Origin of the sequence: Nocardioides sp. NPDC087217 (assembly GCF_044744805.1) — a bacterium.
Classification (GTDB): Bacteria; Actinomycetota; Actinomycetes; order Propionibacteriales; family Nocardioidaceae; genus Nocardioides.
In genome coordinates this window covers 74,569-92,859 of sequence record NZ_JBIUZB010000006.1, presented here as the reverse complement: position 1 = coordinate 92,859, position 18,291 = coordinate 74,569, and the positions used below count along the sequence as shown (strand labels likewise).

The 18,291-nt window shown below is 69.9% G+C and carries 17 protein-coding genes and 1 riboswitch; of the genes, 9 read left to right on the top strand and 8 right to left on the bottom strand.

What is annotated here, in order from left to right; translation table 11 throughout:
* Positions 1 to 29 precede the first annotated feature (29 nt).
* Positions 30 to 1,016: an NlpC/P60 family protein gene (locus ACIO3S_RS23305; RefSeq protein ID WP_400468047.1), complete on the bottom strand. Its 987-nt coding sequence runs from the start codon at positions 1,014 to 1,016 to the stop codon at positions 30 to 32.
* 17 nt (positions 1,017 to 1,033) lie between these two features.
* Positions 1,034 to 1,238: riboswitch (cyclic di-AMP (ydaO/yuaA leader) on the bottom strand.
* A gap of 96 nt (positions 1,239 to 1,334) precedes the next feature.
* Positions 1,335 to 1,517: a hypothetical protein gene (locus ACIO3S_RS23300; protein ID WP_091049976.1), complete on the bottom strand. Its 183-nt coding sequence runs from the start codon at positions 1,515 to 1,517 to the stop codon at positions 1,335 to 1,337.
* Positions 1,518 to 1,640: 123 nt separating this feature from the next.
* Here ACIO3S_RS23300 and ACIO3S_RS23295 point away from each other — a divergent pair, with 123 nt between their 5' ends.
* Positions 1,641 to 2,906, top strand: coding sequence for an NYN domain-containing protein (locus ACIO3S_RS23295; protein WP_160024377.1), 1,266 nt, complete (start codon positions 1,641 to 1,643; stop codon positions 2,904 to 2,906).
* Positions 2,907 to 2,988: 82 nt separating this feature from the next.
* On the top strand, positions 2,989 to 4,905 hold the full coding sequence (locus ACIO3S_RS23290; RefSeq protein WP_400468046.1) for an APC family permease: 1,917 nt from the start codon (positions 2,989 to 2,991) through the stop codon (positions 4,903 to 4,905).
* On the opposite strand, the gene ACIO3S_RS23285 is transcribed toward ACIO3S_RS23290, so the two are convergent.
* Positions 4,886 to 6,784, bottom strand: coding sequence for a hypothetical protein (locus ACIO3S_RS23285; protein WP_400468045.1), 1,899 nt, complete (start codon positions 6,782 to 6,784; stop codon positions 4,886 to 4,888). The two genes, ACIO3S_RS23290 and ACIO3S_RS23285, sit on opposite strands and share 20 nt — an antisense overlap.
* 85 nt (positions 6,785 to 6,869) lie before the next feature.
* Here ACIO3S_RS23285 and ACIO3S_RS23280 point away from each other — a divergent pair, with 85 nt between their 5' ends.
* Both ACIO3S_RS23280 and ACIO3S_RS23275 read left to right on the top strand, forming a co-directional pair.
* Positions 6,870 to 8,588 carry a DEDD exonuclease domain-containing protein gene (locus ACIO3S_RS23280; RefSeq protein ID WP_400468458.1) on the top strand — a complete coding sequence of 573 codons (1,719 nt, stop codon included), beginning with the start codon at positions 6,870 to 6,872 and terminating at the stop codon, positions 8,586 to 8,588.
* Between the two features lie 23 nt (positions 8,589 to 8,611).
* A complete protein-coding gene (locus tag ACIO3S_RS23275) occupies positions 8,612 to 8,890 on the top strand; it encodes an Lrp/AsnC ligand binding domain-containing protein (protein WP_141803873.1) in 279 nt (92 codons plus the stop codon).
* A 222-nt stretch (positions 8,891 to 9,112) separates the two neighbouring features.
* Here ACIO3S_RS23275 and trpD read toward each other — a convergent pair whose 3' ends face one another.
* Both trpD and ACIO3S_RS23265 read right to left on the bottom strand, forming a co-directional pair.
* Entirely contained in the window at positions 9,113 to 10,150 is a 1,038-nt protein-coding gene (gene trpD, locus ACIO3S_RS23270) for an anthranilate phosphoribosyltransferase (RefSeq protein ID WP_400468044.1), read from the bottom strand.
* Positions 10,147 to 10,557 carry a hypothetical protein gene (locus ACIO3S_RS23265; protein WP_160024381.1) on the bottom strand — a complete coding sequence of 137 codons (411 nt, stop codon included), beginning with the start codon at positions 10,555 to 10,557 and terminating at the stop codon, positions 10,147 to 10,149. The genes trpD and ACIO3S_RS23265 overlap by 4 nt, the downstream gene beginning before the upstream one ends.
* A gap of 138 nt (positions 10,558 to 10,695) precedes the next feature.
* Between ACIO3S_RS23265 and ACIO3S_RS23260 the strand changes: the two genes are divergently transcribed.
* The 5 genes from ACIO3S_RS23260 (at position 10,696) to ACIO3S_RS23240 (ending at position 15,615) form a co-directional block, all read left to right on the top strand.
* Positions 10,696 to 11,361, top strand: coding sequence for a heme-copper oxidase subunit III (locus ACIO3S_RS23260; protein WP_160024382.1), 666 nt, complete (start codon positions 10,696 to 10,698; stop codon positions 11,359 to 11,361).
* Between the two features lie 13 nt (positions 11,362 to 11,374).
* Entirely contained in the window at positions 11,375 to 12,256 is an 882-nt protein-coding gene (locus ACIO3S_RS23255) for a c-type cytochrome (protein ID WP_350718894.1), read from the top strand.
* Positions 12,253 to 13,416, top strand: a complete 1,164-nt coding sequence (locus ACIO3S_RS23250; protein WP_400468043.1) for a Rieske 2Fe-2S domain-containing protein — start codon at positions 12,253 to 12,255, stop codon at positions 13,414 to 13,416. The genes ACIO3S_RS23255 and ACIO3S_RS23250 overlap by 4 nt, the downstream gene beginning before the upstream one ends.
* On the top strand, positions 13,413 to 15,140 hold the full coding sequence (locus tag ACIO3S_RS23245; protein ID WP_400468042.1) for a cytochrome bc complex cytochrome b subunit: 1,728 nt from the start codon (positions 13,413 to 13,415) through the stop codon (positions 15,138 to 15,140). The genes ACIO3S_RS23250 and ACIO3S_RS23245 overlap by 4 nt, the downstream gene beginning before the upstream one ends.
* Positions 15,141 to 15,264: 124 nt before the next feature.
* On the top strand, positions 15,265 to 15,615 hold the full coding sequence (locus ACIO3S_RS23240) for a hypothetical protein (RefSeq protein WP_400468041.1): 351 nt from the start codon (positions 15,265 to 15,267) through the stop codon (positions 15,613 to 15,615).
* 82 nt (positions 15,616 to 15,697) lie between these two features.
* On the opposite strand, the gene ACIO3S_RS23235 is transcribed toward ACIO3S_RS23240, so the two are convergent.
* From ACIO3S_RS23235 to phnE (ACIO3S_RS23225), 3 genes are read right to left on the bottom strand one after another with little or no spacing between them, the layout of a single operon-like run.
* Positions 15,698 to 16,549 carry a MurR/RpiR family transcriptional regulator gene (locus ACIO3S_RS23235; RefSeq protein WP_091049949.1) on the bottom strand — a complete coding sequence of 284 codons (852 nt, stop codon included), beginning with the start codon at positions 16,547 to 16,549 and terminating at the stop codon, positions 15,698 to 15,700.
* A complete protein-coding gene (gene phnE, locus ACIO3S_RS23230) occupies positions 16,546 to 17,424 on the bottom strand; it encodes a phosphonate ABC transporter, permease protein PhnE (protein WP_400468040.1) in 879 nt (292 codons plus the stop codon). Before phnE (ACIO3S_RS23230) ends, ACIO3S_RS23235 begins: the two co-directional genes overlap by 4 nt.
* Positions 17,421 to 18,245: a phosphonate ABC transporter, permease protein PhnE gene (gene phnE / locus ACIO3S_RS23225; protein ID WP_400468039.1), complete on the bottom strand. Its 825-nt coding sequence runs from the start codon at positions 18,243 to 18,245 to the stop codon at positions 17,421 to 17,423. The genes phnE (ACIO3S_RS23230) and phnE (ACIO3S_RS23225) overlap by 4 nt, the downstream gene beginning before the upstream one ends.
* Positions 18,246 to 18,291: the final 46 nt, after the last annotated feature.

Here is an 18,291-nt window from a genome sequence, read left to right as displayed (position 1 = left end):
GATCGGCCTCTTCGGGGTGCTGGGTCAACTCAGCCCGGGCGGACGGCGCCCGTGTAGGGCATCTCGTCCATCGGGGAGACCTTCACACCGGTGCTCGGGTTGGACGCGTGCACGATCATGCCGTTGCCGATGTAGATGCCGACGTGGCTGATCGGGCTGTAGTAGAAGACCAGGTCGCCAGGGGCGAGCTGGTCGCGCGAGACCTGGGGTCCGCTGCTGTACTGCGCCGAGGAGGAGTGCGGGAGCGAGACGCCGGCCTGGCCCCAGGCACCCATGGTGAGGCCGGAGCAGTCCCACGACTCGGTGCCGGTGGCGCCGTAGACGTAGGCGTCGCCGACCTGGGCGAGGGCGTAGTCGACGGCCACCTTGGCGCGACCCGAGGGCGGCGGCAGGTTGGAGGGGATGCTGGTGTCGGTGGACTGGAACTCCTCCAGCTCATCGGCCTCCAGCTCGTCGAGCTCGGCCTGGGCCGCCTCGTACTTCTTGTCGATCTCGCTCTTCTTCTGCTGCATGGTCGTCTTGATCTTGGCCACCTGGGACTTGGCGTCCTCGGTGGCCTCGCGGCGAACCTGGAGGGCCTCCGCCTCGGTGTTGTACCGAGCGAGCAGGTCGGCCTGCAGCGCGTTGTAGGACGAGACGGTGGAGAGACCGGCGAGGAACTCCTGCGGGTCCTCGGAGGTGATCACCTGGCCGACGGCAGAGACGTCGGAGCCCTCGAACTGCCGCAGCACGGAGTCACGGAGCTCGGCGCGGATCTTGTCGAGCTCCTTGCTCTGACGCTTCTCGTCGGAGTTGAGGTCCTCGAGCTGGTCCTTGAGGTCCTGCAGCCGCAGCTTGGCGTTGCTGTAGTCCTCGTTGGCCGCCTCGGCCTGGGTGTAGAGCTTGTCGACCTTCTTGCGAACGTCGTCGATGTCAGGGTCTGCCTGGGCGGGGGTCGCTGCGGGAATGATCCCGGCGACTCCGATGGCGGCGATGCCGGCTGCTCCGGCAATGAGTCGCTTCCGGTCGCGTGTCACGAGCGGACGGTCTCCTTGTGTGTAGTCGTTGACGCCTACCGGGTGAGCTGACGGGTTCAGGCACGACCTGCCTTACCACCGCTCCTCGATCTGGTCTCCCAGATCGCCCTTGCGGCGGATGCACCCCAGGTGATCGCACTCCGTGTTCGCGGCGTACGACCGGTGTGGTTCCCCGGCTCCTGGCCCGCCCCGAAGCGGGCCTGGACTAAGCGCGACACTCGCGTGGGCCGGTTGACCCACTTCCACGAGCGCCAAGTTCCTGCGCACACTAGCCGACGGCATCCCCCACCTGCCAACCACCCACGCCCAAAAGTTCGGCTACATCCCTTCCACCATGCGCAGCGGCGGGACCAGTCCACCTTCGGCCAGCACGTCGAGCGCCCGGCGCTCGTCGTCCTCGATGGTCAGCTCCGGCGGTGGCCCCAGAAGCACGGTGACCACGCAGTCGTGGCACGCCAAACCGCGCACGAGGCAGGTGTCACAGTCGATTCTCGTCGTCATGTGAGTGACGGTCTCACCGAGCACCGACATTTTTGCTTTCGTCCGGTTGCGTCCGGCGTGTCACCACCATCGCAGCACGGTATTCGAGGCGGCGATCGCGGACCGGGTCCCTACACTTGGAACATGGAGGTCTCCGCGTACGCGACGCTCCCCGACACGGTCCGGGGGCGCATCGTCGCGCTCACGGCCGGGGTGCTTCCCGACGTGGTGCGCCTGCCGCCCGCGCTCAAGCGGATCGCCGACTTCGCGCCCGCCCGGCGGGCCAAGGCCGGCGGCGCGATGATCGCCTCGGTGCTCGAGAGCGACGACGAGGTCCGGGAGAAGGTCGGCAGCCAGCTGCGACCGGCGTACGTCTCCGAGGGCTCCGCCGACGACGTGGTCCTCCCCGAGGATCCGGCCGAGGCGGCCGCGGTCGTCTGGCTCATCCGCCCCGACGGCTGGGAGGTCTCGCTCAAGGAGGCTCTGGACCGGCTGGAGGCCGCCGCGGTGCCGGTGGTCGACGCCGAGGTGGCCCGGCTGCGCGGCAAGCTCGCCGCGGCCGAGGACGAGCTCCGCGAGGTGCGTGCCGACCGCAAGGCCCGCCTCGACGACCTCAAGGCCGACAACACCGCCCTGCGACGCAAGCTCGGCGAGGCCCGGGCTGCCGCGCGCGAGGCCGGCACCGGCCTGGACGAGGCCCTGACCGAGGCCCGCACGGCGCTCGCCCGCGCCGAGGACGAGCTCGCCGCACGTGACCGCCAGCTGCGACAGCTCCGCAGCCAGATCGACAAGCTGGAACGCGAGGCCGCTGCCGAGCGGCGTACGTCCAAGACGGACCGCGAGGACGCCTCGCTGCGCGCCCGGTTCCTGCTCGACACACTGCTCGACGCCGCCGGGGGCCTGCGTCGCGAGCTGGCGCTGCCGCCGGTCACCGGCACCCCGGGCGAGCGGGTGGAGGCCGAGCTGGCCTCGGCTGACGCCGCCGCCGGTGCCGGGGTCACCAGCAGCGCCCACCTCGAGCAGTTCCTCGCGATGCCGCGGGTCCGGCTGATCGTCGACGGCTACAACGTCTCCAAGGCGCTGTGGCCCGACTCGGCGCTCGATGCCCAGCGGCTGCGGCTGCTGCGGGCGATCGCGCCGATCGCCGCCCGCACCGGTGCCGAGACGACCGTCGTCTTCGACGCCCACTCCGCATCCGTACGCCCCACCGCGGTGCCTCCTCGCGGCGTCAAGGTCCTCTTCTCCCCCGAGGGCGTCATCGCCGACGACGTCATCCGTGACCTCGTCGACGCCGAACCCGCCGGCCGCGTCATCCTGGTCGCCACCGACGACGCCGAGGTCGTCAAGGACGTACGCCGCGCCGGCGCCCGCACCGTCCCGCTCTCCTCGCTCTCGCCCCTGCTTGGTTGATCCAGCAGGCTTCCTGCGCCACACCGCCCTGATTCGATAGGTTCTCCCGACGTTCGAATCATCGGGAGTGGGAGACCAGCGCGTGCGGCACACCCTCAGCGCGATCGCCAGGATGATCCTGTGCGCCGCGGGATTCGTGATGTCCATCTACGGCAGCGTCCAGCTCAATGCCCTCAAGTCGCCGGGATTCCGCGAGCTGCTGCACGAGTCGAGCTTCTGGGTCGCGGCCATCGGGGGCCTGATGACCGCGATCGCGTTCGAGGCGATGCGACGCGCGCAGGTCCCCGCCGCTCCCGCTCCGCAACCCACCGAGCCCGTCGCGCCGGTCACGCCCGTCACGCCAGTGGCCACCGATGAGCCCGCGAAGGACGAGAGGGACGAGCGACCCGCCGATCAGGCCGACAAGCTGAGCCTCGTCGAGGTCGTCGGTCTCGCCGCGGGCGGCGTGATCGGATCGGGCTGGCTCCTGGCCGTTCCCACCCTCCACGAGAGCCTGGGCGAGGCCGCGCTCCTCGGCTGGGCCGCCGGCGGCCTGCTCATGCTCACCATCGCGGTCGTGATGGTCGAGTTCGGGCTCATCTCCCAGCGCACCGGCGGGCTGCTGTTCCATCCACACGACGCCTTCGGGCCGCTGGTGGTGATCATCCTCGCCGCGTCGCTGTGGATCTCGTACGCCATCAACCCGGCCGCCCAGGCGGCCGCGGCCGTCAACGGGCTGGCCGAGATCGTCCCCGCCCTGGCCGGCGACGGCGGGCTCACCGGGATCGGATCGACCCTGGCGGTGCTGGTGACCGCCGCGATCATCGCCTTCGTCCTGCTGCCCCGACGGCTCGTCCTGCGTACGAACGCGGCCCTGACGCTGCTCAAGATCGCCATCCCGGTGATCTTCGTGGTGTTCCTGGCGCTCGCGGCCCCGGGCCGGCCGACGGCTCCGGGAGCCGCGGCCGGGCCCACCACGACCGGCGTGCTCAGCGCGCTGATCACCAGCGGCGTGATCTACGCCTACATCGGCTTCCAGGCTCCCCTGGACGTGACCGGCGAGGTCCGTGGTGGCCGTCGCGAGGCGGCCAGGCGGGTGCGCTGGGCGGTCTACGGCACGGTCGTCGGCTCATTCCTGCTCTACTCCTCCCTCCAGCTGGTCTACGCCGAGCACATGGCCGGCTCCGGGGCCGAGCACGGCACCTCCTACGCACGCCTGACCGACGCGGCCACGCTGGCCGGGGCGCCGCTCGACTGGCTGGTCGTGCTGGTCCGGATCGCCGCGATCCTGGCCCCGATCGGGTCCGGCATCGTGTTCACCTACGCCCTCAGTCGCGAGGTCTACGCACTGAGCGCGGAGAGGTACGTCCCCAGCGGCCTGCACGAGCCGCGGGCATCACGGCTCCCCGGCCGCACCGGCGACTCCTTCTGGCTGATCCTGCTCGTGAACCTGGCGCTCGCGCTGGTCGTCCTGGTCGCGGTGGGCGGCGACTGGCAGACCCTGGCCGTGCTCAACACCATCCCGATCCTGATCCTGTACGCGGTCACCTGCGTCGTCCTGGCCGTGCGCTCCGACCTGCTCGGGACGGGTGCCCAGCGGCTCCTCCCGTTCGCGGCGTACGCGGCCTTCGTCGTCATCGCGCTGGTCGTCAACGAGTCCGCGTGGGACCGGGTGTGGAAGGGCGTCGCGGTGATCGGCTGGGGATCGCTCGTCCTGCTCGTGCTCCCCTGGCTCCATCACCTCCGGGTCCCCGGCCTGGGCTGGTACGACGCGAAGAACCACGGCGCGCGCCTGGTCTCACGCGACCCGGCGAACCGTCCGTTCGTCGTGCTCGCGCTGTACCTGGTCGCGCTGACGCTGCTGAGCGCCGTGCGCCACCGGATCGACGACGACTCCGTGTGGAGCGTGTGGAGCCTGCGCGCCCTGGTGATGATCGTCGCCTCGGGCGCGTTCGTCCTCCTCGTCGGTGCCGGGCGCCGCTACCTCAGGCAGACCCGGCTCACGACGACCCGGACCTGACCCACTCGGCCTCCTCCTCCTGGCCGGCCGCGACCAGGGCCTCCACGACGGCATCGACCCGGGCCCGGTCCTGCCACCGCCCCACCGAGCGGCGCAGGACCCCGGCGCGACTCGCCTCCGGATAGCGGTGCAGGCGCAGCCGCGTGGTGATGCCGACGATGTCGGTGGGGGTGACGCTCTGCGCCTGGTCGAGATAGCGGATCAGCAGCCGGTCGGCCGTGCCGGCGAGCTCCTTGCGCCGGAGCTGGTGGGCGGTCTCGGCGATCGTCGGCCCGGCGCCACGGCGGTTGATCGCCTCGTCGGCGAGATGGTGCCAGGACGTACGCACCGCGTCGGCGAAGCCGGCCGCCTCGAGGGCGGCGAGGCACTCGGCGTACCAGGCGACGTACGTCTCCTCGGTCGGCGCCGGGTAGACGAGCAGGTCCTCGGCCAGCCTCCAGCCGACGTCGGCGGCGACGGCCGAGCGGCCCCGCCTCCCGACCCGGGAGGGTACGTGGCCGAGCAGACCCACGATCTCCTCGGCCGGGCGGAGCCTGACCAGGGTCGCGGCCTGCCGGCGAAGGTCCTCCCCCAGCGTCCTGCCGTGCCCGTCGGCCAGATATCCGGCGACACCCTCCACGACGGCGGATCCCATCGGCGCGCGGTCCGCGCCCTCCGGGGTGAGCACCCAGTGGAGAAGCTTCCGCGTGGTGTCGGCGGACGGCTGCGCCCACGACCACCGGTCGAGGAAGTCGCCGAGCCGCTCGATGTGGCCGCTGTGGGCGATCGCACGGACGAGCATCGCCGCCTGGGCCTCGTCGCCCTCCTCCATGAGGGTCTCGCAGATGCGTTTGAGGTTCATCGGCGTCGCGTCCCCGGCCATGGCTGCCAGGAGGCTGTCGCGGCCGGGTCCCCGGCTGCCCCGCAGCAGCAGCACCACGTGCTCGCGCGCCTCCTCGGAGTTCTCGCTGCCGTCGAGGCGCAGCTTGAACCAGTCCTCGAGCACGCGTCCGCCCGGACACAGCTCCCAGAACGCCGCGACGAGATCCTGCTGCTGGGCGGGACCCGGCGCCCGGCCGAGGTCGCCGATCGCGCCGAGGGTGCGCCAGAGCAGGTCCAGGGCGATCTCACGCAGCCTCGGGCTGGCGTACAGCGCGACGTAGAGGAGGGCCTTGTCGAGGTTCGAGCGACCGCTGGCAGGGGCCGCGAACTGCTTCACCGTGTCGTTGACCAGGTCCGGCGCCCCGAGCAGGTGCAGCGCCCGGAGGAACCGGGCGATGTCGGGGACGGTCCGCTGACGGAGCACGTCGTGGATGACGGCGTGGGCGATGGAGGTATCGTGCTCGTTCTCGATCGCGAGCCGGGCGGCGTCCTCGGGCGGGCGGTGCAGGGCGGCGGCCGCGATCAGGATCACGGGGTCCGCGGCGGACTCCAGCGAGGTCGCCAGGGCGGCCAGATCGCCGTCCGCGAGTCGGCCGTAGGCGTGCAGCGCCTGGACCGCGATCGCCGGATGGCCCTGCGTACGCAACTCTGCGAGCCAGGCCACGAACCGGTCGACGCCTTGGGCGGAGACCCTGGCGAAGGCGTTGTCGATCAGCTTCTGGGTGTTGAGGACCTCGTCGGCCTGGGCGCCGTCGAGGACGGTGACGTACTCGACCAGGCCGGCCAGATCGCCGGTCAGCGTGTCGAGCACACGTTCGTTGAACCGCAGCGCCGCGGTCTGTCCGTCCTCGCTCAGCAGCGTCCTGGCCTGCTCGCCGGCCTCGGCCGGCTCGACCTGCAACGAGCCCGAGCGACCGAACCAGCGCGCCCAGGGACGGTCCTCGTTGCCGGACGCCGCCCCCTCGATGCCGCTGTTTCTCCCTGCGATCGCCCACACCTCCCCTGTCAGGTGCGCCACACCTTAGTGGCGAAGGACTGTCGGTGGCACTCGCTAATGTGTTCGCATGGGCAGTAGTAGCGCGGTGCGGGAGGCGCGCAAGGAGATGCGCGCTCGGGCCGTCGCCCGCCGCCAGCGCGAGCAGACCACCGGAGGCTGGGAGGCCCAGCGAGGCTTCGACGAGCTCGGCAGGCCGCTGCGCGACCTGACCTTCTGCGTGGTCGACCTGGAGACCACCGGCAACAGCCCCGACAACGGCGGCATGATCACCGAGATCGGCGCGGTGAAGGTGCGCGGCGGCGAGGTGCTGGGCGAGTTCCAGACCCTCGTCAACCCCCACACCGGCATCCCGCCCTCGATCGCCGTGCTGACCGGGATCACCAACTCCATGGTCGCTTCCTCCCCCACCATCGAGTCGGTGCTCCCGGCGTTCCTCGAGTTCGCTGAGGGCTGTGTGCTGGTCGCCCACAACGCCCCCTTCGACGTGGGCTTCCTCAAGCACTTCGCCGCCAAGCAGGAGCGGCCCTGGCCTCGCTTCGAGGTGCTCGACACGGTGAAGATCGCCCGCCGGGTGGTCACCCGTGACGAGGCGCCCAACCACAAGCTCGGTTCGCTGGCCCGGGTCTTCGGCTCCCCCACGACCCCCAACCACCGCGCCCTCTCCGACGCCCGCGCGACGGTCGACGTCCTCCACGGCATGATGGAGCGCCTCGGCAACATCGGCGTGCAGACCCTCGAGGACCTGGCCGTCTTCTCGGCCAAGGTCACCACCGCCCAGCGCAAGAAGCGCCATCTGGCCGAGGACCTGCCGCACGCCCCCGGCGTCTACCTGTTCAAGGACGACAGGGGCCGGGTGCTCTACATCGGCACCTCCAAGGACCTCCGCACTCGCGTACGCACCTACTTCACCGCCTCCGAGACCCGCTCCCGCATGGGCGAGATGGTCGGGCTGGCCGCGACCGTGCAGGGCATCGAGTGTGCGACGGCGCTGGAGGCGGGCGTGCGCGAGCTGCGGCTCATCGCCGAGCACAAGCCGCCCTACAACCGCCGCTCGCGACGCCCGGAGAAGATGCACTTCGTCAAGCTCACCCAGGAGCCGTGGCCCCGCCTGTCGCTGGTCAAGCAGGTGCTCGACGACGACGCCGACTATCTCGGTCCGTTCGGCTCCAAGAAGGTCGCCGAGAAGGCGCTCCAGGCGCTCCACGACACGTTCCCGATCCGGCAGTGCGCCGACCGGCTCCCTCTGCTGCCGCGCAGGACCCCGTGCGTCCTCGCCGAGCTCCACCGCTGCCTGAGCCCGTGCGACCAGAGCGTCCCGTCCGAGACCTACGCGGCTCTGGTGTCTCGGGTCCGCGAGTCGCTCCTCCACCGGCCCGACGAGGTGGTCGAGACGGTCACCGAGCGGCTCACCGGCCTGGCCGAGCAGGAGCGGTTCGAGGAGGCGGCCGTCCACCGCGACCGGCTGACCTCCTACCTGCGCGCCGCCGCGCGCACCCAACGACTCACCGGCCTGACCCGGCTGCCCGACCTCACCGCGATCCGGCGTGAGGACGACGGCCGCTGGGCGGTCCACGTCGTCCGCCACGGTCGCCTCGCCGGGGCCGGGGTGATCCCGCGTGAGGCCAACGCCCACGCCTACGTCGCCGACCTCCAGCTCAGCGCCGAGACGGTCGTGGCCGCCCCCGGCCCGGTGCCGGCCGCGAGCGCCGAGGAGACCGAGCTGGTGCTGCGCTGGCTGGAGTCCCCAGGCGTACGCCTCGCCCACGTCGAGGGCGAGTGGACCTGTCCGATCGGCGGTGCGGGCCGGCGGGCAGCGGCGCTCTAGGAGGATCGGCTAACGTGACCTGCGTGATCACAGCGATCGTCTTCATCAATGCCGAGGTCTCCCAGATCCCCGAGGTGGCCGAGGCCGTGGCCGCCATCGACGGCGTCAGCGAGGTCTACTCCGTCACCGGCCAGATCGACCTGATCGCCCTGGTCCGCGTCCGTGCCCACGAGGACGTGGCCAACGTCGTCGCCGACAAGGTCAACAAGGTCCCCGGCGTGCTCGAGACCGAGACCCACATCGCCTTCCGCACCTACTCCCAGGTCGACCTCGAGGCCGCGTTCTCCATCGGTCTGGACTAACACGGGCGAACGGGCGAAGCCCGTCTGGTGTAGCCGAGTCGGCGCATCTGTGTGTAGCCGAGTCGGCGCATCTGCACGCCTTGGAGCGAAGCGAAGCGAGCGAGGCGTGCGGATGCGCCGACTCGGCGCGTAATCATCTACAGCCCACCGCGAAGCGAAGCGGGCGAGGCGCAAGAGACGCGCCGACTCGGCGCGTAATCCCCTACAGCACGACGAGAACCCTCAACGGGCGGTAGCAGCAACCCAGCGGTCGAGCACACCCTGAGCGGCCCCGGAGTCGATCGCGTCGGCAGCGCGGGCGATGCCCCCGGCGAGCCGCTCGTCGACGCTGCCGGACCCGGCGTCGTGGACGGCGAGAGCAGCACCGGCGTTGAGCACGACGGCGTCGCGTACGGCGCCCTTCTCCCCGGCGAGCAGACGGCGGACGACGGCGGCGTTGTAGGCGGCGTCGTCGCCGCGCAGGTCCTCGGCGGTGGCCCGGCCGATGCCATGGTCGAGCGGCTCGACGGTCGCCTCGGTCACGACCCCCTGCGAGACCATCCACACGTGCGAGGTCGTGGTGGTGGTGAGCTCGTCGAGGCCGTCGTCGCCGCGGAAGACCCAGGCGTCGACGCCACGGCGGGCGAAGACACCGGCCATGACCGGCGCGGCGGAGGCGTCGGCACAGCCGATCGCGGAGGACGCGGGTCGGGCCGGGTTGGTGAGCGGACCGAGCAGGTTGAAGACGGTGGCGATGCCGATCTCGCGCCGCGCGGCGGCGGCATGGCGCATCGCGGGATGGAAGGCCGCGGCGAACAGGAAGGTGATCCCGGCCTCCTCGGCCACCTCGCCGACCCGGGAGACATCGAGGTCCAGCCGGATGCCGAGGGCCTCGAGCACGTCGGCCGATCCCGACTTGGAGGAGGCGGACCGGTTGCCGTGCTTGACGATCTTGGCCCCGGCACCGGCCGCGACGATCGCTGACATCGTGGAGATGTTGACCGAGAAGGACCGGTCGCCACCGGTGCCGACGATGTCGAGCACGCGACCCGGCACGAAGATCGGGTTGGCCTTGGCCAGCATCCCGTCGGCGACCCCGGCGAGCTCGTCGACGGTCTCACCCTTGGCGCGCAAAGCCACCGCGAAGGCGGCGATCTGCGAGGGCGTCGCCTCTCCCGAGAGGATCTCCCCCATCGCCCACGCCGCCTGGTGCGCGGACAGGGACTGTCCCGCGACCAGCGTGGTGAGGACCTCGGGCCAGGAGTTGGGCGCGGACGTCATGCGCCAACGTTAACGGGCCGCAACAGTCCCACGACCGTCCGGGCCAGCTCGAACGGGTCGAGCGGGTGCGGCACAGTGGCTTCCGCACGCGACCAGGTGCCGAGCCACGCGTCCTGAGGACGACCGATGAGCACCACGATCGGCGGAGCGTCCTTCACCTCGTCCTTGACCGCCTTGGCGATCCCCAGCCCGCCGGCCGGAGCGGTCTCACCGTCGAGCACGGCCAGAGCCAGGCCACCGGCATCGAACTGCGCACGCACGGCCGGCTCGGTGGCCACCTCGACGTACTCCACCTCCGGCAGAGACGGGTGCGGGCGGCGCCCCAGAGCGAGGATCACCTGCTTGCGTACGTCGACGTCGTCGCTGTAGACGAGGATCTTCAGTGATTTCGAGGTGGTGTCGGTCACACCCTGATGCTAGCGCCAACACCATGCCCTGCGGCCACATGTCACACACCGAACCTGAGCGGTGTCTAAGGGTGTAGCAGCACCCTGAAACACGACACACAGGGTCCCAAGAAGACTCTGGAAAGGGGGCAGGACATAATGGCGGGCGTGGCGACAGTATCGACTCTTCCAACAGCCCGCCTGCACGGGCATCACGACCGTCCGAGCATGGTCAGCGTGGGGACGATCATCTGGCTCGCAAGCGAGCTGATGTTCTTCGCGGCGCTGTTCGCGGCCTACTTCACGATCCGCGCGGTCAGCCCCGAGGTGTGGGAAGCCAACACCTCCGGGCTCAACATCCCGTTCGCGGCGGTCAACACGACCATCCTCGTGCTGTCGTCGTTCACCTGCCAGTTCGGCGTCTTCGCCGCCGAGCGCGGCCAGGTCGGACGTAAGGGCTCCCTGCTCGCGGTCCGCCTGTGGGGCCTGCGTGAGTGGTTCATCCTCACCTACCTCATGGGCGCGGTCTTCATAGCCGGACAGGCGACCGAGTACGCAGCCCTGGTGCAGGAGGGCATCGCCCTCAACCGCGGCATCACCGGTCCTGACGACCCCTACGGCTCGGTCTTCTACCTGACGACGGGCTTCCACGGCCTGCACGTCACCGGCGGTCTGATCGCCTTCCTGTTCGTGCTCGGCCGGACGTACGTCGCCAAGCGCTTCACCCACGAGCAGGCCGTCTCCGCGATCGTCGTGTCCTACTACTGGCACTTCGTCGACGTGGTGTGGATCGGCCTGTTCGCGACCATCTACCTCCTCAAGTGACCAAGGACTGAATGTGCGTCTACTGAACCGCTCCGTCGGTCGACTGTCGCGGCACCGTCGCCGCCCGTTGGCCGGTGCCGCCGTGCTCCTGGTCGCCCTGTTGAGCACCGGCGGCGCGTACGCCGCGCTCGCCCCGGCCTCCCAGGCCGAGCAGGAGAAGGACAACGCTGCTCTCGTCGCCGAGGGCAAAGAGCTCTTCATGATCAACTGCTCCACCTGCCACGGCTCCAACGGTGAGGGCATCACCACCCAGAACGGGAAGCTCTACGGCCCCTCCCTGATCGGTGTCGGTGCCGCCTCCGTCGACTTCCAGGTCGGCACCGGCCGCATGCCGATGGCCCAGCCCGGCGCCCAGGTCGAGGTCAAGGACCCCAGCTTCAACCAGGACGAGATCGACGCCTTGGCCGCGTACGTCGCCAGCCTCGGCCCCGGCCCGGCCGTCCCGGAGCCGGAGCAGTACGACCCGGACACCTTCGCCTCCGAGGAGGAGCGTGAGGCGGCGGTCGCCCTCGGTGGCCAGATTTTCCTGACCAACTGCACCGCCTGCCACAACTTCACCGGCGCCGGCGGCGCCATGCCGCGCGGCGGCGAGGCTCCGAGCATCCTCAACACCGACCCGAAGCACATCTACCAGGCGATGCTGACCGGTCCGCAGTCCATGGACACCTTCTCCGACGGCAACATCAGCCCGGAGGAGAAGAAGGCCGTCATCGCCTACGTCGAGTCGATGAAGGAACAGCCCGACTACGGCGGCTTCAACAACGGTTCGCTCGGTCCGGTGACCGAAGGCATCGTCGCGTGGGTCGTCGGGCTCGGCGTCCTGGTGGCGTTCGCCGTCTGGATCGCCGCGCACACCACGCGCACCAACCAGACCAAGAAGGGATCTGCCAAGTGAGCAGCGACCTCAGCGAGATCGAGAAGCACGACGACTCGCACCCCGAGCTCAACGCGCACACCGACGCGCTGCTGCCCGACCCGGGCATGCACGAGCATCACTGGCGTCCCACCGACGTCGACCCCAAGGCAGAGAAGCGCGCCGAGCGCCAGGTGAGCGCCTTCTTCGGTCTCTCCGCGATCTGCTCGGTGCTGTTCGTCGTCGCGTACTTCACCATCGAGCCCGGCTACGACGGTGACGTCTGGGCCGGCTTCGGCGCCTCCAACCTGGCGCTGGGATCGAGCCTCGGCTTCGCCCTCCTCTTCCTCGGCATCGGCGTCATCCAGTGGGCCCGCAAGCTCGTCGTCGACATCGAGCACTCCGAGGACCGTCACCCGGCCGCCTCCTCCCCCGCCACCCGCGAGGCCGCGGTCGCCGAGCTCAAGGCCGCGCTCCACGAGTCCGGCATGGCTCGCCGTCCCTTCATCCGCAACGCGATGATCGGCTCGGCCGCCCTGCTCGGCCTGCCCGCGGTCGTCATCCTCAGGGACCTGGGTCAGACCAACGCCCAGATCACCGAGGAGCAGCCCTACCCGGGCGCCGGCCTCGAGCACACCGTCTGGGATGCCGGCGTGCGGGTCGTACGCGACGTGGTCGGCACCCCGATCCGCCCGGGCGACCTGGAGATCGGTGACCTGGTCAACGCCGAGCCGGCGACGATCTTCGACGGCAGCCTGCACGGCGCGCCGCTGCAGATTGCCAAGTCGAAGGCGGCCACCATCCTGCTGCGGATGGACCCCAACGACATCGACAACGACGTGACCCGCAACTGGTCGGTCAACGGCATCGTGGCCTACTCCAAGATCTGCACCCACGTCGGTTGCCCGATCTCGCTGAACGAGCGCACCACCCACCACCTGCTGTGCCCGTGCCACCAGTCGACCTTCGACCTCGCCGACCACGGCAAGGTCATCTTCGGCCCGGCCGGCCGCCACCTCCCGCAGCTGCCCCTGGGCGTCGACGCGGACGGCTTCCTCGTTGCCCTCTCGGACTACCCTGAGCCTGTGGGCGTCAGCTTCTGGGAGCGCAACACCTACGACATCGACGAGATCTTCGACGACTGGTCCAAGGACCACGCCGCCGATGCTGAGCAGTACGGCTACAAGGAGGGCGGCCAGTGAGCACCGACACGTCCAAGGTTGCCGCCAGCAACGGCACCGAAGCCGCTGCCCCGGCGGGCAAGCCGACCAAGGCAGGCGCGGCCGCGAACTGGGCCGACGAGCGCCTCGGCATCGGCGGGCTGAGCAAGTTCCTCTCCCGCAAGATCTTCCCCGACCACTGGTCGTTCATGCTGGGTGAGATCGCGCTGTGGAGCTTCGTGGTCCTGCTGGTCACCGGCACCTTCCTGACCCTGTGGTTCAAGCCCTCGATGGCCGAGATCACCTACCAGGGCTCCTACGCGCCGCTGCGCGGCATCGACATGTCCGAGGCGATGGCCTCGACGCTGGACATCTCCTTCGACGTACGCGGCGGCCTGCTGCTGCGCCAGGTCCACCACTGGGCGGCGATGCTGTTCATCGCCTCGATGATGATCCACATGATGCGCGTGTTCTTCACCGGCGCGCACCGCAAGCCGCGTGAGATCAACTGGGTCATCGGCGCCACGCTGCTGCTCCTCGGCACGCTCGAGGGCTTCACCGGCTACTCGCTCCCCGACGACCTGCTCTCCGGCACCGGCATCCGGGCCGCGGACGGGTTCATCATGGCCATCCCCATCGTGGGGACGTACATCTCGTTCTTCCTGTTCGGAGGCGAGTTCCCGGGCGACGACATCATTCCACGCCTGTTCACGATCCACGTGCTGCTGATCCCAGCGCTGCTGCTGGCACTGATCGGTGCCCACCTGATCCTGCTGATCTACCACAAGCACACCCAGTGGCCTGGACCCGGACGCACCGAGAAGAACGTCGTCGGCTACCCGATGGTGCCGAACTACATCTCCAAGATGACCGGCTTCTTCTTCATCACCTTCGGTGTGACCGCCCTGCTCGGCGCCTTCTTCTCGCTCAACCCGGTGTGGAAGTTCGGTCCCTACGACCCGACCAAGGTCACCGCTGGCTCGCAGCCTGACTGGTACATGGGCTGGCCTGACGGCGCGCTGCGCATCATGCCGGGCTGGGAGTCGCACTTCTGGGGCTCGACCTGGTCGTGGAACATCTTCTTCCCGGTCATCGTGCTGCCGATGGCGGCCTGGATGGTCGTGCTGATGCTCCCGTTCATCGAGGCCTGGATCACCGGCGACAAGCGCGAGCACCACCTGCTCCAGCGCCCGCGCAACGCTCCGACCCGCACCGCCACGTTCGTCGCGCTGATGACGTTCTACGCGGGCTTCTGGGCCGCCGGCGGCAACGACATCATCGCGATCAAGTTCGACCTCTCGATCAACCAGATCACCTACTTCCTGCGGGCGTTCGTGTTCCTGGGTCCGATCGCGGCGTTCATCATCACGCGTCGTTGGTGCATCTCGCTGCAGCGTCACGACAACGAGAAGCTGCTGCACGGCTACGAGACCGGCACGGTCATCCGTACGCCGGAGGGCGCCTACCACGAGAAGCACCTCCCGCTTCCCGAGGACGAGGCCTACGCCATGACCGTCCGCGACCGCGGCCGGGCCGGCGAGGAGCCGGAGCTGAAGAAGAACGGCAAGCTTTCGCTCCGTGCGAAGCTCCGGGCCTTCTACTACGACCACGACGTGGACAAGCCGACCCCCGAGGAGCTCAGCGAGGCGCACCACCACGCCGAGCACGAGGCCCACGAGCTGGCCGCCCACGAGGGTCACCAGGTCGACGGTCACGACTTCGACGATCACCGTCACTCGGCGATCGAGGAGCCCCTCAGCCGCTGATATTGAAGCCGTACGCCACGTGGCGCCGTTCCCTGCGGGGGACGGCGCCACGTGCGTTTTCTGGGCGTTCCAGCGGCCGAAACCCGGTTGCTCGCGACCGGACGCGGATCCTAGGGTCCAGCACATGACCGGCCTCCAGGCTCGACTCCGAGCCGACCTCCTCACCGCCCGCAAGGCGCGCGACACCACGGCCACGGCCGTCCTCCGCTCGACGCTGTCCGCCATCGCCAACGCCGAGGCCCTCCCGGTGGCGGAGGAGGCCCTCGTGAGCGACGGACCGATCGCCGGCGCCGCGAGCGGCGTGGGTGCCACCGAGGCCGCGAGACGCGACCTGACCGATGACGATGTCCGAGGCATCATCTCCGCTGAGCAGACCGAGCGGCTGAGCGCCGCGACGGACCTGGAGTCCCATGGCGCGGGCGAGAAGGCGGAGCAGCTCCGCGCCGAAGCAGACCTTCTCGCGGCGTACCTCTGAAACATGCCGAGTCGGCGCGTTCTAACGCGCCGACTCGGTGCTTCTTCGCGTACGAACGGGCCGACTCGGCCTTGTTGGGTGGTCAGCCCTGCGGGTCGAGCTCGCCGCCGACGACCTCGAGCACCCGGGCACGTACGTTGGCCGCAGCCTCGGGGTCGCGGGCCGCCACGGCGGCGACGAGTGCGTTGCCGAGGATGAGCTGCGGGATCCGGATGATCGAGTCGAGCTCCTGGCGGAACCCGGCGCGACCGCCCTGCGGGGTGACCAGCTCGACCTCCGCGAGCTTGGTCAGCTGGGTGCCGGTGAAGGAGGTCAGCGCGATGACGGCCGCTCCCCCGGCGACGGCCGCCTGAGCGACCTGGATGGTGGGCGCGGTGGCGCCGGTGCCGCTGACTACGACGCAGACGTCGCCCGGCTGGAGCAGACGGGCCCGGATGAGCTGGTCGAGATGGTCGCTGGGCGCGACGGTGCTCAGCCCCTGGGAGCCCAGTCGCATCGCGATGTCCTGGGCGACCGGCGAGGAGACGCCCGTCCCTGCGACCAGGATCGAGCGAGCCTCGGCGAGAAGCTCCACGGCCCGGGTGACCTGCTCCTCGGAGAGGAGCCCGACCATGTCGGAGGCGGAGTCGGCGATGTCGGCGAAGAAGGAGCGCACCACCGTCAGCGGGCTGCCTCCCTCGGTCGTCTCGGTCTTGGCCGTGCCCAGGTCGCGCGCCAGCAGCACCTTGAGGTGCGGGAAACCGCGGAACCCGAGTCTCTGCGCGGCTCTGACCACGGTCGCGGTCGAGACGGAAGCCTCGGCGGCGATCTCGGCGGTGGTCGCCTCGATGGCCCACTCCGAACGGGTCAGCACGACCTCGGCGACCGCGCGCTCGGAAGGGTTGAGCCGCGGCATCGCGGCCCTGATGGCTGGAAGAACCGGCGCGCTGGTCATACCGCCACCGCAGTGGCTTCGGCGCCGTGCAGGATCCGGTGACGCAGCGCTGCTGACAGCTGGTCGACCAGGATCGTCACGATGATGATCACAGCAAGCATGATTCCACCCCACTCCCATTCTCTGCCCCGAAGGACACGGTTTAAAAGCGCACCAATTCCACCAGCGCTCACGACGCCGAGGATTGCGCTTGCCCTGATGTTCACCTCGAAGCGGTAGAGCCAGAACGCCACCGTCTCCGGCATCATCTGCGGGATGACCGCCGTGCGGATGCGCTGCCACCACGTCGCACCGGCCGCCGCGACGGCCTCGACGGGACGTGGGTCCACCGCCTCGATGTTCTCCAGCGTCAGCTTGCCGAGCGAGCCGATCGAGTGGATGCCGATCGCCATCGCTCCGGCCATCGGGTTGAGCCCGAAGAGCGGCAGCATCACGATCACCGCGAGCAGGATCTCCGGCACGGCGCGGATGGCGTTGAAGAAGAGCCGCACCGGGAGGCGTACGACCAGCGGCGCGGTGGTGGAGGCGGCCAGGAACGCCAGCGGGAACGAGAAGAGCGCGCCCACGCAGGTGCCGATCCAGGCGAGCGCCACCGACTCCCCCATCAGCTTCAGCGCCTGCAGCCACCAGTCCCCGTAGGTGAGCTCCGGGTCCGCCTGGCCCTCGGGATGCGCCCCCGGCCAGGTGAGCACGCCGTCGAGCATCTGCCCGGCGTACTGCAGGATCTCCCCGGGGAACTGCGGCAGCCGCTCCCATTTGGCATCGTCCAGCGACCATCCGGCCACCAGCACGATGCCGATCAGCGCCAGACCGACCGCGGTGTAGGGCCACTTCGGCGGCGGCTTCGGCCGCGTCGTCGCTGTCGCCGAGGTCATACCAGCCTCCGGCGCAGGAACTGGGAGAACAGGTCGATCGCGATGACCACGACGAAGATGACGATCACGACCGCCGCCAGCCGGGGATAGTCGGCGCGGTTGAAGTAGAGCATGATCAGCTGCCCGACCCCGCCGGCCCCGACCGCGCCCAGCACCACGGAGGCGCGGATGTTGAGCTCGAAGACATAGAGGACGTACGAGGCGTAGTTGGGCAGCACGGCAGGCACGATCGCGACCCGGGCGCGCTGCCAGCGGGTCGCCCCGGCTGCGTCGAGCGCCTCCAGCGGGCCGGGATCGACGGCGTCGATGCTCTCCGCGGTCAGCTTGGCGACGATGCCGATGTTGAAGATGGTCAACGCCAGGATCCCCGGAAGCGGGCCGGTGACGACGGCGACGAAGACAAGTGCGTACGCCATGTCGGGCAGCGACCGGATCACCGCCATCACCGACTTGGTGACCCGGTAGACCGCGGGCGGCGCGCTCACCTTGGAGCCCAGCAGAGCCACCCCGAGGGCGATCAGCGAGCCCACGAAGGTCGCGATGACCGCGATGGCCGCGGTCTCCTTCAGCGCGGTCCACAGCCGCGAGGACGGGTCGGTGATCTCCGCCCACTCGGGGTGGACCACCTCCTCGAGGATCATCGTCAGCATCGGCCACTGCTCGATGACCGGCGCGAGCGAGAAGTCGATCGCCCAACCCGCCACCACGGTGACGGCGACAGCGCCGAGAACACCCCCGATGAGCAGCGGGCTCGGCGGCGGCTGCGCCGGACGTACCTGCTTCGGCGAACCGCCGGGGCGGTCGAGGGTGGCCTGACTCATGCCGCCACCTCCGTAGCGCGAGCGCAATCGTACGGAGGTGGCGGCA

Excerpts from the sequence above, each read along its gene's own strand:
- ACIO3S_RS23295 (WP_160024377.1), top strand. The coding sequence starts at position 1,641 with ATGGAGGTCTCCGCGTACGCGACGCTCCCCGACACGGTCCGGGGGCGC.
- phnE (WP_400468040.1), bottom strand. The coding sequence starts at position 17,424 with ATGACCTCGGCGACAGCGACGACGCGGCCGAAGCCGCCGCCGAAGTGG.
- ACIO3S_RS23260 (WP_160024382.1), top strand. The coding sequence starts at position 10,696 with ATGGCGGGCGTGGCGACAGTATCGACTCTTCCAACAGCCCGCCTGCAC.
- ACIO3S_RS23235 (WP_091049949.1), bottom strand. The coding sequence starts at position 16,549 with ATGACCAGCGCGCCGGTTCTTCCAGCCATCAGGGCCGCGATGCCGCGG.
- ACIO3S_RS23300 (WP_091049976.1), bottom strand. The coding sequence starts at position 1,517 with ATGACGACGAGAATCGACTGTGACACCTGCCTCGTGCGCGGTTTGGCG.
- ACIO3S_RS23280 (WP_400468458.1), top strand. The coding sequence starts at position 6,870 with ATGCGCGCTCGGGCCGTCGCCCGCCGCCAGCGCGAGCAGACCACCGGA.
- phnE (WP_400468039.1), bottom strand. The coding sequence starts at position 18,245 with ATGAGTCAGGCCACCCTCGACCGCCCCGGCGGTTCGCCGAAGCAGGTA.
- trpD (WP_400468044.1), bottom strand. The coding sequence starts at position 10,150 with ATGACGTCCGCGCCCAACTCCTGGCCCGAGGTCCTCACCACGCTGGTC.
- ACIO3S_RS23240 (WP_400468041.1), top strand. The coding sequence starts at position 15,265 with ATGACCGGCCTCCAGGCTCGACTCCGAGCCGACCTCCTCACCGCCCGC.